11 protein-coding genes are annotated in these 14,060 nt (G+C 63.5%); 8 read left to right on the top strand and 3 right to left on the bottom strand.

Features of this window, described 5'->3' with window-relative positions:
* Positions 1 to 11 precede the first annotated feature (11 nt).
* Positions 12 to 1,169: a glycosyltransferase family 1 protein gene (locus VKS22_10820; protein HLW71100.1), complete on the top strand. Its 1,158-nt coding sequence runs from the start codon at positions 12 to 14 to the stop codon at positions 1,167 to 1,169.
* A 6-nt stretch (positions 1,170 to 1,175) separates the two neighbouring features.
* Positions 1,176 to 2,297, top strand: coding sequence for a glycosyltransferase (locus tag VKS22_10825; protein ID HLW71101.1), 1,122 nt, complete (start codon positions 1,176 to 1,178; stop codon positions 2,295 to 2,297).
* On the opposite strand, the gene VKS22_10830 is transcribed toward VKS22_10825, so the two are convergent.
* Positions 2,291 to 3,481, bottom strand: a complete 1,191-nt coding sequence (locus VKS22_10830) for an SGNH/GDSL hydrolase family protein (GenBank protein ID HLW71102.1) — start codon at positions 3,479 to 3,481, stop codon at positions 2,291 to 2,293. The two genes, VKS22_10825 and VKS22_10830, sit on opposite strands and share 7 nt — an antisense overlap.
* Positions 3,482 to 3,632: 151 nt before the next feature.
* Between VKS22_10830 and VKS22_10835 the strand changes: the two genes are divergently transcribed.
* The 5 genes from VKS22_10835 (at position 3,633) to VKS22_10855 (ending at position 9,060) form a co-directional block, all read left to right on the top strand.
* Entirely contained in the window at positions 3,633 to 4,679 is a 1,047-nt protein-coding gene (locus VKS22_10835) for an LLM class flavin-dependent oxidoreductase (GenBank protein HLW71103.1), read from the top strand.
* Between the two features lie 54 nt (positions 4,680 to 4,733).
* Positions 4,734 to 5,549, top strand: coding sequence for an enoyl-CoA hydratase-related protein (locus VKS22_10840; GenBank protein ID HLW71104.1), 816 nt, complete (start codon positions 4,734 to 4,736; stop codon positions 5,547 to 5,549).
* A 114-nt stretch (positions 5,550 to 5,663) separates the two neighbouring features.
* Positions 5,664 to 6,830 carry a cobalamin-independent methionine synthase II family protein gene (locus VKS22_10845; protein ID HLW71105.1) on the top strand — a complete coding sequence of 389 codons (1,167 nt, stop codon included), beginning with the start codon at positions 5,664 to 5,666 and terminating at the stop codon, positions 6,828 to 6,830.
* Between the two features lie 153 nt (positions 6,831 to 6,983).
* Positions 6,984 to 7,130, top strand: coding sequence for a hypothetical protein (locus tag VKS22_10850; protein ID HLW71106.1), 147 nt, complete (start codon positions 6,984 to 6,986; stop codon positions 7,128 to 7,130).
* A gap of 301 nt (positions 7,131 to 7,431) precedes the next feature.
* Positions 7,432 to 9,060: a sialidase family protein gene (locus VKS22_10855; GenBank protein ID HLW71107.1), complete on the top strand. Its 1,629-nt coding sequence runs from the start codon at positions 7,432 to 7,434 to the stop codon at positions 9,058 to 9,060.
* 24 nt (positions 9,061 to 9,084) lie between these two features.
* Here the strand turns inward: VKS22_10855 and VKS22_10860 are convergent, their stop codons facing one another.
* The gene (locus tag VKS22_10860; protein HLW71108.1) at positions 9,085 to 10,452 is read right to left on the bottom strand and encodes a pitrilysin family protein; all 1,368 of its coding nucleotides are present in this window, start codon (positions 10,450 to 10,452) and stop codon (positions 9,085 to 9,087) included.
* Positions 10,449 to 11,867, bottom strand: a complete 1,419-nt coding sequence (locus VKS22_10865) for a pitrilysin family protein (protein HLW71109.1) — start codon at positions 11,865 to 11,867, stop codon at positions 10,449 to 10,451. The genes VKS22_10860 and VKS22_10865 overlap by 4 nt, the downstream gene beginning before the upstream one ends.
* 105 nt (positions 11,868 to 11,972) lie before the next feature.
* On the opposite strand from VKS22_10865, the gene VKS22_10870 reads away from it, so the two are divergent.
* A complete protein-coding gene (locus VKS22_10870) occupies positions 11,973 to 14,057 on the top strand; it encodes a VWA domain-containing protein (protein HLW71110.1) in 2,085 nt (694 codons plus the stop codon).
* The last annotated feature ends 3 nt before the right edge of the window (positions 14,058 to 14,060 follow it).

Below are 14,060 nucleotides of genomic sequence, written 5' to 3' on the forward strand. Positions count from 1 at the left end.
GATCGTGGAAGATGATCCCGCTGCGGGTGGCGCTAATCGCCGACTTCATCGAAGAGCGCTGGGCGAGCATGGACCGCGTCGCCGAGGCGTTGGCGGAGCGGCTCGCGAGGAACCACGGCGGCGAACTGACGCCAGTGCTGATCCGGCCGCTCCTGCAGCGGCGTCTGACGCTTCGCGCGATAAGCTCGCGTGGGCTCGAAAATGCTGATCGCCTAATCAATCGTTTCTATGATTATCCCGCTTATCTGCAACGACGACGGACGGAGTTCGACGTCTTTCACATCATCGATCACAGCTACGCTCATCTGGTGGACTGTCTGCCGGCGGCGCGGACCGTCGTGACTTGCCACGATCTCGAAACCTTCCGCTGTCTGCTCGAGCCCGAGCGCGAGTGGCGCCCGATCATTTTTCGTGCGATGACGCGCCGAATCCTGCGCGGGCTCACGCACGCGGCGGCGGTCTCCTGCGTGAGCGCATCTACGCGCGCCGAGCTGATTCGCTTTGGAATCGCGAACGAGCGACGCTCAGTCGTAATCGCCAACGGCGTCGACGAGATCTTCAGTCCGGTGGCGAATCCGCACGCCGACGCCGAGGCGGCTCGGCTGCTCGGGCTGGCGCATGACGGGCGCCCCGAGCTTTTGCACGTTGGCGCACCCGTCAGGCGCAAGCGAATCGACATCCTGCTTGGCGTTTTCGCGCGGTTGCGCCAACGCTGGCCCTCCGCGTGGCTGGTGCGGGTCGGAGGTGATCTGCCCCGCGAGGCGGCCGCGTTGGCCTCGCAGCTCGGGGTGGCGGATGCGATCGCGACGGTGCCGCACGTCAGCAGCGCGGTGCTCGCTGCTATCTATCGGCGGGCGGCGCTTCTCCTGATCACCTCGGAGGCGGAAGGCTTTGGGCTGCCGATGGTCGAAGCGCTGGCCTGCAGAACGCCGGTGCTCGCGAGCGATCTCAGCTCGTTGCGCGAAATCGGCGGCGACGCGGCGGATTACGCTCCGGTCGGTGACGTCGAGCAATTGTTCAGAGTGGCGGACCAATTACTGCGCGCGCGCGAAGGCGATCCTGCAAGCTGGATCCGCCGGCGCGAAGCGGCGATCTCTCGGGCGCAGCAATTCTCTTGGGACGCCGCCGCGGCGCGCACCGCGGCGCTCTATCACACGGTCGCCGGCTAAAGTCCGGTGTGGATTCTTCATCTCGGTAAATTCTATCCGCCGCATCACGGCGGCATCGAAACCCATCTGGCGACGCTGTGTCGCGGTCTGGCGCAAGCCGCCACTGTCGAGGCGATCGTCGCCAATGACGGCCGGCGCAGCGTGACCGAGGATCTCGACGGCGTGCGGGTGCGCCGGCTGGGAACGATCGGCACGCCAGCCTCGACGCCAATCTGTCCAAGCATGATCGGCGCGATCCGCAGCACGCCGGCGGATTTGATTCATTTGCACGTTCCGAATCCATATCCTGCTCTGGCGCTTCTGTTGAGCGGTTGCGCAGCTCCGCTAGTGATTGGCTGGCACAGCGACGTCGTCCGGCAAAAACAACTGGCGCGGCTCTTCGCGCCAATTGAGCGCGCGATCGTGCGACGAGCCGCAGCGTTGATCGCGAGCTCGCCGAATTATCTCGACAGCTCGCCGATCCTGGCGCGGAATCGCGCCCGCGTCCACGTGATTCCCTACGGGATCGAGCCGACGGAGTTTCAGCCGCGCGACCCGGCGCGAATCGCGCAGCTCCGTGAACGCTATGGGCCGCGAATCGTGCTGGGCGTCGGCCGACTGGTTTACTACAAAGGCTTCGAAAATCTGATTCACGCGATGGCTGGAGTCGCGGGCCATCTTCTGATTGTCGGCGAGGGACCGCTGCGCCCTCGGCTGGAACGCACTGCGCGCGCGGCCGGAGTCGATGTGCGCGTCAGCTTTCTCGGGGACTTGAGCCGCGACGAATTGATCGACACCTATCAGGCCTGCGACGTCTTCGTGCTGCCCGCGGTGGCGCGCAGCGAAGCCTTCGGCATCGTGCAACTGGAGGCAATGGCCTGCGGGAAGCCGGTCGTCAATACGCGGCTCGCGTCGGGAGTGCCCTTCGTATCGATCGACGAGGAGACCGGCATCACCGTCGAGCCGGCTCAGCCCGCGGCGTTGGCTGCGGCGCTCAATTTATTGCTCGATGATCGCGAACTGTGCGAACGTTATGGCGCAGCCGGATTGCGCCGCGTGCGCGAGCACTTCAGCGCCGCCGCGATGGTCGAGCGGACGCTCTCGCTCTATCGGGAAATTCTGGCGGGGCGGTCACCCGCTGATCAGTGATTGCCGGCGGCCCCGTAGCTCAGGTTGTTGCGGCCGCCGCCGAGCATCGCGCAAAGCTTGCGCGCGATTAGAATCCCAGCCTGCTCATGGCCGATCGCGTTCCAATGGCCGAAGCCCTTGGGCGTGTTCGCGAAGCCGTGAAGGAAGACGTGATGCTGGTCGGCATAGGCCTGGAGCGGCTGCGCCAGCGTCAAGACGTCGAAACCTTCACGTTGGCCCAGTGCCGCGATGCGCCGATCGGGATAGAAAAGATCGTCAACGCCCAGATGCTTTTGAAAGTGCGAGCGCACCTGCGGATCGGGCCAGACCTGGATGCCGGTGTCTTCGGTGACCGCGAGAAACCTGGCGCCGTGTCGAACGGTTTCGTCGCGGGTTAGTGCGATTAGCTTCTCGGTGACGTCCCAGGCGTCACTCCAGGCCCGATCGGTGGGCGGTTTGTAGATGCTGTAATTAATCGCGCGCTCGACCGGATGCTCGGGAGTCGGCGCGCCGCCGCCATGCGTGAAGAGCTCAAAAGAGTTTCTGAATAAATCAAGCAGTCGCAAATCGCGGTAGTCAAAGCGCGCCTCGCACCACAGCCGAAAGCTCGGCGACGTAATGAAGGGGCCGGTGAGCCGCAGGATATCGCCGTCGCGAACGTAAAAGGGCCGGCAGCGATCGCCTTCAAGCACGACCGAATTGTTGCGGATGTCGTTGCCGAGAAAGATCGCTAGCACGACGACATCCGGCTGATAAGCCCACACCTTGTCGCGCAAAGTAATCAATTCCTGCGCGGTGCCGTAACCGTCGACAGCGAAATTCAGCGCCTCAACCTTGCGGCCTTTTATGGCCGGACATTCGGCGAGCATCCGGCCGACAACCGCGGTGAAGGTCTGGTCCTCTTCAACCTGCATCGCCTCGACGTAGGAATCGCCGAGCACCGCGACGCGCAGGACGCCGGGCGGCTTGACGCGGGGATAGTCCGGGCCGCGGAAGCCGTCCTGATTGATCCTGAGCCACGAGCCGCCCTCGCGCGTATAACGTCCCTGCGCGCCGGGATTGAGGCCCCATCCGCGATCGGCGTCATAACAGTAGAAGTAGGGAAACCGCCGATTCGCGATGCGGATTCCAACGTCCAGCACGACGAGCGCGAGCCCGACCCCGAAGATAACCAACGCGACTGCGGAGAGTAATTTTTTTAGCATCGGCAAACCGTCGCAGTCTGTGCAATAGAGCCCACCCTGTCAACCGCGCGGCGTTTGGCTTCGCGCATTTGCATTTCCGAGACGAGTCTGGCGAAGTTACCGCGGATTCTGTTGCCCGGCGCCCTGACGCCTATCCGGAGGACTTAAGGTAATGGTTCAATTTGGTTACATGCCCGATACTCACGGCGGTCCTTACGATCAGCCCGAGCCGACACCGGAGCGCAGCGCCGATTTCGCTGCGCAGCTCCTCGACGAGGCGGCGCAGGCCGAGCGTTTCGGCTTCGACGCGGTCTTCGTGCCGGAGCGGCACGCGCGCACCGAGTGCATGTTCCCGAGTCCCCTCCCGCTGATGGCGGCGATCGCGGCGCGCACCAGCCGCGTCAAGATCGGGACCGATATCATGATGCCGCCGCTCTACAATCCGGTGCATCTGGCGCAGGCTACGGCCTTGATCGATGTGCTGTCGCGCGGCCGCCTGATCCTTGGCGTCGGCGTCGGCTACCATCCGGATTATTTTGCCCACCTGGGCATTCCCTTCAAACAGCGTGAAGGGCGATTTGAAGAAACACTTGAGATTTTGCAGAAGGCCTGGACGACCACGGGGCCCTTTGCTCATCACGGGAAATACTTCAACTTCGACGCTATCCACGTGACGCCGAAGCCCTTCCAGCGGCCGCGTCCGCCGATCTGGATCGGGGCCTTCGCGCCGAAGTCGGTGGCACGCGCGGGCCGCCTCGCTGACGGCTGGTCGATGGCGCCGTTTCTCGATCCGGTCGAGAGCATCAAGGCGCAGGTTTCGATCTATCGGGAGGCGTGCGCCAAAGCGGGCAAGAAGCCCTACATCTCGATCTTTCGCGACGGCTGGCTGGCGTCGTCGAAGGAAGAGGCGGAGCGTGTCTTCGGCCGACTCTGGCTGGAGGAATGGAAGTTCTATACGAAGTGGGGAATGCTCGAGAGCGGCGAGGGCGCGGGCACACCGGAGTACTATTCGATGGACAAGCTGCGTGCCTATGGCTATCCGATCATGGGCAACGTGGCGGATTGGCTTGAGTCGCTGGATCGCTGGGATCGGCTAGTCGGCGGAATCGATTCGTTCGTGTTGCGCGTGCGCGTCCCGCTCGGCCCGGCGAAGGCTCAGGTGATGGAGTGCATCCAGCGGCTGGGCGAAGAGGTCCTGCCGAAATTCCGTAGCCGATGAGATTCCGCAGGCAGTGAGTCGTTCGTGTCGCACAACTAAAAAAGGAAAGCAGCCATGGCGAATTACGAAACGGTAGTTTACGAAACGGTCGAGGACAAAATCAGTCGCCTGACGCTCAATCGCCCGGAGAAGCTCAACGCGATGTCGCAAAAGCTGCTCGGCGAGCTCGACGGCGTGATGAGCGAATTCGAGAGCGACGAGAGCGCGAGCGTGCTGATCATTCGCGGGGCCGGACGGGCCTTTTGCGCGGGTTACGACCTCCAGCCGACGCAGCGCTCGGGCTCGGGCTTCACCGTGCATAACGATCGCACCGGACTGCAGAAGATGGTCGATCGCTGGCAGCGCCTATGGGCGTTGCCCAAGCCGGTGATCGCTCAGGTTCACGGCTACTGCCTGGCGGGTGCGACCGAGCTCGCAGGGCATTGCGATATCGTCTTCGCCAGCGACGACGCCCAGTTCGGCCATCCAGCCGGTCGCTCACTGGGGATCCTGCCGACGCTCTCGATGTGGCCGATCCTTATGGGTCCGCGCAAGGCCAAAGAGTATTTCTTTACCGGCGATCTGATGGGCGCGCAGGAGGCGCTCGACTGGCATCTGGTGAATCGCGTAATCCCGCGCGACCGGCTGGAGGCCGAGACGCTCGACTATGCGCGGCGGGTCGCGTCGGTGCCGCTCGAACTTCTGGCCCTGCACAAAGCTGCGGTGAATCGTTATCTCGACGTGCAGGGTTTCCGCGCGTTGGAACAGTCGTCCGCGGACCTTGATTGCATTGCACATCAGACGGAAGCAGCGAAGAACTTTATGCGTGCGAGCCGTGAGAAGGGTCTAAAAGAGGCGTTTGGGGAGCGCGATCGCCCATTCAAGAAGTAGGGCGCTCTTCTGTCTTAATTAATTACGTCAGGAGCGGCGGAGTCCTCGAGGCATGGCCGATGTAGAGACTCCCAAGTGCGCGCTCCGGCTGAAAGCGCGCTGCGCGGAGGCGTTATGCGGCACTCGGAAGATCGCATCCTAACCACCCACGCGGGTAGTCTACCCCGCCCAAGCGATCTGGGTCAGATGTTCGCGCGGGCGAGCCGTCACGAGCCGGTTGATCAGTCGGCCCTCGCGGCCGCGGTCGAGGCTGCCACTCGCGACGTTATCCGCCGTCAGCACGAATGCGGGATTGACATCGGCAACAACGGCGAACAGCCGCGCGAAAGCTTTTTCACCTACGTGCAGCATCGCATGAGCGGCTTCGGCGGCCGCAGCGAGCGCCCGCGCTTCAAGGACGTCTGGGAGTATCCGACCTTCACGGCGCGGATGGCGGCGATGAGCGCCGGGATGAGCGTTGACCTGCTGCACGCGCCTCAGGCCCTTGGCGCGGTAGCCTATCGCGATCGCGCGCCGCTCGAGCGGGAAATCGCTGATTACCTGCGGCTGGCGCGAGCGCAGCAGTCGGCCTTCGTTGAATCTTTTATGACCGCGCCGTCGCCCGGGATTATCGCGTCGGCGATGCTGAATCAGCATTATGCGACGCTCGGAGATTATGTGATGGCGCTGGCGGACGCGCTGCGCGTCGAGTATGAAGCGATCGTCGCCAGCGGGCTGGTGCTGCTGCAAATCGACGCGCCGGACCTGGCGATGGAGCGCCACGTCAGCTACGGCGAGCGGCCGTTGCGCGAGTTCCAGGAGTTCGTCGAGCTCGTCGTGGCCGGAATCAACCGCGCGCTCGAAAACATCCCGCGCGACCGCGTGCGCCTGCATGTCTGTTGGGGCAACTACGAGGGGCCGCACCATCACGACGTTGAGCTCCCGGACATCCTGCCGATTCTGTTGCAGGCTAAGGTTGACGCGATGCTGCTGTCGATGGCGAATCCGCGCCACGAGCACGACTACCACTGTTTCGAGCGGACGAAACTACCGGCCGGCATGATGCTGCTGGCGGGCGTGATCGATTCGACCACCAACTATGTCGAGCATCCCGAGGTCGTGGCGGAGCGGCTCGAGCGCGCCGCGCGGGCGGTCGGCGACCCACAGCGCATCATCGCCGCGACGGATTGCGGCTTCGAGACCACGGTCGGGCTGAGCAGCGTCGCCGAAGAGTTGGTCTGGGTGAAGCTGGCGGCGCTGCGCGACGGCGCGGCGCTCGCGTCGCGGCGGTTGTTCGGCTGATTAAGCCGGTTCAGTCCTTGCGCAGGAGGTTACCGAGCGGGAGTGCCGCACAGGCACGGGGCTTGCTCCCTCATCTCGCATTCATCGAGCGAGACCAGTGTCATGTTTCAAAATACGTACAGAGCTCCCGGCGTCCGCGACTCGGAACTTGATATGCGACGGCTCGGTGGAGCGCTTTACGCGAGTAAGCTCCGCCGCCTGTTGACGACGCTGCTGAGCCATTACGCCGGCACACCGATGGGCACGCCGCGGCGCTCGATCGACCGCGAACAGCAGGAATACTCCCCCACCTACTATTAGTTACTCGCGTCGCGAATCCGGCGCCATTTTTCGGACAGATCGGCGGAAACGCGTCGTCGGCCGTGATTGGCGAGGCCTGCGGCGCGGTCGTTGCGTTGTCGATTAGAACATGTCCCAAAAGGAGAATTCGGGTTTTCGCGGCTGACGCCGAGTGCTCCCGTAGGCTGGCATCGCTCTTGGAATGAGGCAGTACCGAAGGTCATTACCAAGGCGGTCAGCGGCGATGCGAGTGCATAATTGCTTACGATGGGCGTCACGGGTCATCTCTCTATTGTTCGCGAGCGCGGCGTGTGCAGCCGCCGTGGTTGCGCCGGCATTCGCGCAAACCGCAACCGATACTCTCGACCGGCTCGATCGGCTGGCCGCGCGCGCCCACGCGTTTGAGGCGATGCCCGGCTTTGATCGCACACGGCTCTCGAGTGTCGGGCGAAATTTGGCCGCCTTCGCCGATCGCTGGGAGGCGATGCGCAGCGCAAGCGCGCCTGCTCCGGTCTCGGGTGGCGCCGGCGCCATCACGGCCAGTGCGCGAGCCTCCAGCAAACCCGCCTCGCAGCCCAGCCTGACGCAGAGCCGCTATGCCGGGTTCACGCAGAGTCAAACCTCGACGGCATGGTGCGGAGATAACGTGCTCACCGCCTTCAACGATACCGGCAGTCAAATCCGCACGATTGCCGGTACCGCGGGAATCAGCGTGGTCGGGCTTTCGGCGTCTTCTGACCGCGGCGCGCGCTTCACTTATATGGGTACGCCGCCTCCCACCGCGAGCTTCTATCAATCGTTACTGGGCGCGCCTACGGTCGCTTGCGCCGACAGCTCGACGTTCTTTTATTCCGCGATCTGGTCGGACACGCAGGCCAACATAAGCGGCGTGGCGTTGGGGAAATCCAGCGACGGCGGCGCTACTTTCGGCGTACCGGCGCTCGCCGTGAGCAAGAATGGCTGGACGAACCTGATCGATCACGATTGGCTCGCGATCGATCCCAATAACCATTCCGCGATGTATCTGACGTACGCCGACCTCGACTTTTCGGGAACCTTCTGCGGAACAGATCCCAGCTCGAGGTCGAGTATCCCGCGCTACGCGATCGAGCTGGTGACGTCACAGGATGGCGGCGCTACCTGGAGCACGCCGACGGTGATCGAGCAGGTCTGCGCCGGCGCGGCCAGTCCGTGGGCGGCGGTCATCGGTCCGCAAGTTGCGGTCGGCCCGCAGGGGCAGGTCTATGTTGCCTACGAGGCCGCAGGCGAGAACGGCGCGGCGGCAACCGCGCGCCAGATCCGGCTCGCGGCCTCGAACAATGGCGGCGTGTCGTTTGGTGTGCCGACGATAGTGGCGGCCGTAACCCCGGTGGGCGACGGCGCCGATCTGCAGGGCTTTGTGCGCGCGAACGAGTTCCCCAGTCTCGCGATCGGCAAAGGGCCGAAAAATCCCGGGGTGGTTTATCTGGCCTGGAGCAACGGCGCCGTGAGCATCGCCGACACTTTGACGACGACGGCTTCGTATGCGTTCGCAGATATCGAGTTCAGCTCGTCAGCGGATGGGGGTAACACCTGGTCCGCGCCGGTCCGCGTCAACAACAATCCCAAGAGCGGCTCCGGGCCGCTAAACGATCAATTCGAACCTGCGCTCGGCGCTGACCAGAAGGGTGATCTCGCGATCTGCTTTTATGATCGCCGGCGCGATCCCAACAATTTCCTGATCGATCGCGAGTGCGCAAAGTCCACCGACGGCGGCGCGTCGTGGAGTAACAAGAGAATCACCAAGCAGAGCTTCGGCGCGGTCGTCGGACAGGATCGTTTCGTCGCGCCCGATTACATGGGCGACTATGACACCGTCGCGACCGACTCAACCGGCAGTGAAGCCGGATTTGTCGATTCCTACGCGAGCAACGCCGCCGGCAATCCCAACGTTATGTGCCACAAAGAGTAGCCCGGCTCCGGCGCACGGCCCGACTCAATGGCTCGCGGAGGCCAAGTGTGGAGCGAAGCTCTCCACCGCGATCTTCGCCTCGCCCTGATTGGCGACAGCGATGACGTCGAGCGCGTCGGGATGGAGATATTTGCGCGCGACCTGCTGGACGTCCGCGCTTGTCACCGACGCGATCAGCTTGGGATAGCGTTCCGCGTAATCGAGGCCGAGCCCATTCAATTCGACCTGGAGCATGAAGCCGGTAATCTCGCTCTGACGGTCGATCTTGAGGGGGAAGCTGCCGATCAGGTAGCGCTTCGCCGAACTGATTTCAGCGTCGCCGACCGGACTGTTCTGAATCTCGCGCACCTGCTCGAGCACCAATTTCAGCGCCTCGTTCGCGCTCCGATCCTTGGTCTGGAGATCGATCAGGAAAGCGCCCGGGAATTTCGAGGCCTGGAAGCCGCTCGCGACCCCGTAGGCGAGGCCGCCTTGGCTGCGTACTACTTTCATCAGGCGGGACGCGAAGCCGCCGCCACCCAGGATATAATTCATCACCTGCAGCTTGTAGTAGTCCGGGTTCGAGCGTGCGATACCGCCGGAGCCGACGATCAGATTGGCCTGCGCCACCGTGCGATCTATCACCTTGAGATGAATGCCGTCGGCGACGACGGGCGCGGGCGGCGGCGCCTGCTCCGCGACCTTCCCAGCGATGCCGCCGAGTTCCTTTTCGAGCTGGTCTTTGATCGCGGCGGCGTCAACGTCGCCAGTGATAGCGATCACCGCGCTGCCCGCTTTGTAATATGCGTGATAGAAGCCGCGCACGTCGTCGGGCGTGAGCTTCGCGACAGTATCGTCGAAGCCGGTGGTCGGATGGCCATAAGGTTCATCGCCGAAGATTTCTTTGAGGAACGCGACCTGCGCAACGTAGCCCGGCTGTTCCTGCGCGGCCTTGATCGCCGCCACCTGATCCGCCTGCTTGCGCGCAATATCGGCGTCGCGCAGCCCCGGATTTTCCAGGCTCTGCGCCAGCAGATGCAGCGTCGTATCTTTGTATTTCGAAAGCGTCGTCATGCTGGCGACGGCGTAGTCGTGATCGGCGCCGATGCTGATTGAACTGCCCATGAAGTCGATCTTTTGATCGAAGGCGGTCGCGCTGAGGTCTTTCGTGCCCTGTTCGAGCGCCGCCGCGGTTAGTGCGGCCAAGCCGGCCTTCCCGTTGGGATCGCGGCGCGCACCGGCGTCAAACGCGATCGCGATCGAGACCATCGGTAGCTGGTGCTGCTCCGAGACCAGCAGCACCGCGCCGTTGCTCAGCACACTGCGCTTGATTTCGAGCGCCGACGACGGCAGCGCATGAAAGACGACGATTAGCGCCGCAACTGCCGTGGCAATTCGTGTACGACGGCTCATCGCTGCTCCCCATCGATCCCAATCTGGTTATGGACCGGGCCGCCGATCCCGCCGCCCGCCTCGTGCGGCAGCACACCGGTCGGGACGAGCACGCCGAGCGTGCGGTTGGTATCGACCAGATACTGTTTGGCGACGCGCTGAACGTCCGTGGCGGTGACTTTGTCGATTTGCGCGAGGTATTGATCCACCATCTTGTAACTTCCGAGCATCTGGTAGAGACCGAGTTGCGAGGCCTGCTCGAAAACGGAATCCTGGGCGAAGACGAAGCCCGCCTCTTCGAGGTTCTTGGCTTTCTGCAGTTCATCTGCCGAGACCGGCTGATCGCGTATCAGCGCGAGCTGGCGATCAAGCTCCGCGATCACATCGTCGCTCTTGATGCCGGGCCGCATCTGCGCGGACACCCAGAGCAGGTTGGGATCGAACGAGGTCATCTCGTATTCGACGTCGGCGCTTTCGACCATCTGCTTGTCCATCACGAGGTCCTTGTAGAGCCGCGAGCTCTTGCCGTCGCCGAGGATTTCGCCGGCAATTTCCAGGGCATAAGCGTCCGTCGCATTCTGGTAGTTGGGCGCGTGCCAGGCGGCGGCGATGGCCGGCAGATTGGCCGCGTGTCGCAGCACGACGCGGCGCTCGCCGTCCTGCGGCGGCTCGAGCTCGTCGATCGGCGGCGGCTTGACGCCATTATGGATAGCGCCGAAGGCATCAGTGATCTGCTTCATCACCTGATTACCGTCGAAGTCGCCGACCGCCACCACGATCGCGTTTTGCGGCGAATAATAGATCGAGTGGTAGGCGAGCGCGTCCTGTAGTGTCAGGCCCTGGATGTCGTGCATCCAGCCAATCACCGGCCAGTGATAGGGATGCTCGACAAAGGCGGCCGCCTGCGTCATCTCGGCGAGCGCGTCCTCGGGGTTGTCCTCGGTGCGCAGTCGGCGTTCTTCCATCACGACCGATTTTTCCGAATCAAACCCCTGCGGCGCAAAATTCGCCATGCGGTCGGCTTCGAGCTTGATCGGAACGTCGAGATGGTCGCGGTTGATAACCTCGAAATAGTCGGTGAAATCCTCGGTCGTGAAGGCGTTATCGTCGCCGCCATTCTCCTGGATAATGTTCGAGAACTCCTCGGGGCCGTACTTTTTGGTGCCGCGGAACATCAGATGCTCGCACAGATGGGAGATGCCGGTCTTGCCGGTGACCTCGTTGCGCGAGCCGACGCGGTAGAAAACGTTGAGCGTCGCGACCGGGGCCTTGTGGTTTTCCAGCACGAGCACCTGGAGTCCGTTCGGCAGCTTCGCATATTTGACGGCGTCGGCGACGCCCGCCCGCGCGCTCGCGGCGAGCGCCAACCAAAGGATCGCGACGGACATTGTTGACGCCGGAAAGAATCGGCACCCGAAAAGAATTTTTATTTTCATTGCGATTGAATCAGTTAAGTCTGGGCCGGCGCGGACAGTCAAGCAGGAAAATCGCGAGCCGGCGCAAATTGCGCCGAGACGCCGCGATTTGCCAGTATGACTGCAATGGCCATTGAATCGACCGACAGTCACGAGCTTTTTCGCGTCAAAGGGATGCTGACGAAGTTCATGCGGATGCTCTTCCCGCTGGAGTTCCGCATCGACTCGCTGCCCAATACCGGTCCCGTCCTGCCGTTCCATTATCCGCTGATGCCGGGCGAGATGATCTATCTGCCGGACATGATTACCGGAATCGGCGACGACAAGATGGCGCGCGATTATTATGTGTTGACGGCAAGCCATCTTGCGGCGCGGCATGAGTTCGGCACCTTCACGTTCCGCCTCGCCGATATCCCCGGCTTCGAGGAGCGCGGCGAGACCGGCGTCGAGGCGCTCGACGGCTATGTCTCCTCATTCGACGATCCGGGGCTGGCGGGCGCGCTGATGCGTCTGTGCGAGTCGGCGCGGATCGATGTCGAATTGGCGCGGCGTTACCGCGGCCTCGCGCCGCGCATCACGCGGATGAATGCCGCGCTGGCCGAGCATCTGCGCCCCTTCGCGCTCAGCACGATGCTGGTGCGGGCGTCGCTCGGACTCGGCGTGATAACCGCGGATCCCTCGAACAGCTTTATCCGTCGCGCTGGGGAATTTTTCTCGCCTCTGCGCGAAGAGGGTGCGACCGTGACTCAAAGTGCGCTCGCCACCGGCGCAATGTACGGCTGGCTGCAAGCGATGTTCGCGGCGGCGATGGCGGCGGGCGACACCGACTCGCTCGGCGAGGGCGCCACGAACATGCGTGACGATCTCCTCGGCACCTTGCGCGGCGCGGAGAGCGGCGACGAGGCGATGGGCGGCGACGACGTCGGCGATGCCGGCGGTGAGACCGACCAGCAGAACATGCTCGACGCCTCGGGCCGCACGTCGAAGGGCAAGGGCAGCCGCCCGCTTTCCCCCGAAGAAATCCGCAAACTGATCGAGGCGGGCGTCAAGCTCAAACCGGCCGAGGCCGGCGGCGGCGCCGAGGGTGAAGGCATGTACCTCACCCAGCTCAAGAACAAGGAGGCGCAGGAGCTCGATCTGATGCGCGAGCAGCTCGGCGAGATCGGCAACATCCCGGGCGCCGGCCGCCTGATGCTCGGCCGCAATCGCAGTCAGGATTCCTACTACGCCTACGACGAATGGGACTATGTCGCCGCGGATTACCGCCGCAACTGGTGCCATCTGCGCGAGATTGCGGTCGACGGCGACGGCGGTGATTTCTTCGAGCGCACGCTGATCCAGTATGCCGAGATGCTGCCCCAGGTGCGGCGCAACTTCCAGCGCATCCGGCCCGCATCCTACCGGATGGTGCGCGGCCTCGAGGACGGCGACGAACTCGATTTCGACCGCATGATCGAATCGCGCGTGATGCGCCGGATGGGCGAAATTCCCGACGGCCGCGTCTACAAGGCGCGCAAGAAAGAGGCGCGCGACGTCGCGACGCTTTTCCTGCTCGACATGTCAGCCTCGACCGACGAGCCCATCCATCGCGATCCGCCCCGCGCTGCCGCCGACGGCGCCGGCGCCGACGACGACTGGAGCAAAGCCTGGCAGCATCGCCCCGATCAGCCGCAGCGGCCGCGCCGCATCATCGACGTCAACAAGGAGGCGCTGGTGATTATGGCGCAGGCGCTCGAAGAGATTGGCGACGCCTACGCGATCATGGGCTTCTCGGGCCACGGCCGCGACAACGTCGAGTTTTACGTCATCAAGGAATTCGATCATGAGCTCTCGGACGAGGTTAAGGCCCGCGTCGGCGCGGTCGAGCCCAAGCGCTCGACTCGCATGGGCGCTGCGATTCGCCACGTCCGTGAGAAATTCAAGGACGTCGCCTCGCGCGCCAAGCATGTCATCCTGCTGAGCGACGGCTTCCCGCAGGATTTCGATTACGGCCACGATCGCCGCTCGAACGCCTACGGCATCCAGGACACGATGGTAGCGCTGAAGGAACTCGAGATGGCGGGCGTGCTGCCGTTTTGCATCACGGTCGATCGCACCGGCCACGATTACCTGCGGCAGATGTGCGCGCCCTCGCGCTATCTCGTGATCGAGGACATCACCTCGCTCCCGCGCCAACTGCCCAAGGTCTACGAGCAAGTCGTCCGCTGGTAAGGC

The sequence above is a fragment of the Candidatus Binataceae bacterium genome, from assembly GCA_035308025.1.
In the GTDB taxonomy this organism is placed as follows: Bacteria; Desulfobacterota; Binatia; order Binatales; family Binataceae; genus JAJPHI01.

Excerpts from the sequence above, each read along its gene's own strand:
- VKS22_10850 (HLW71106.1), top strand. The coding sequence starts at position 6,984 with ATGCGACGGCTCGGTGGAGCGCTTTACGCGAGTAAGCTCCGCCGCCTG.
- VKS22_10830 (HLW71102.1), bottom strand. The coding sequence starts at position 3,481 with ATGCTAAAAAAATTACTCTCCGCAGTCGCGTTGGTTATCTTCGGGGTC.
- VKS22_10860 (HLW71108.1), bottom strand. The coding sequence starts at position 10,452 with ATGAGCCGTCGTACACGAATTGCCACGGCAGTTGCGGCGCTAATCGTC.
- VKS22_10870 (HLW71110.1), top strand. The coding sequence starts at position 11,973 with ATGGCCATTGAATCGACCGACAGTCACGAGCTTTTTCGCGTCAAAGGG.
- VKS22_10820 (HLW71100.1), top strand. The coding sequence starts at position 12 with ATGATCCCGCTGCGGGTGGCGCTAATCGCCGACTTCATCGAAGAGCGC.
- VKS22_10845 (HLW71105.1), top strand. The coding sequence starts at position 5,664 with ATGCGGCACTCGGAAGATCGCATCCTAACCACCCACGCGGGTAGTCTA.
- VKS22_10840 (HLW71104.1), top strand. The coding sequence starts at position 4,734 with ATGGCGAATTACGAAACGGTAGTTTACGAAACGGTCGAGGACAAAATC.
- VKS22_10835 (HLW71103.1), top strand. The coding sequence starts at position 3,633 with ATGGTTCAATTTGGTTACATGCCCGATACTCACGGCGGTCCTTACGAT.
- VKS22_10865 (HLW71109.1), bottom strand. The coding sequence starts at position 11,867 with ATGAAAATAAAAATTCTTTTCGGGTGCCGATTCTTTCCGGCGTCAACA.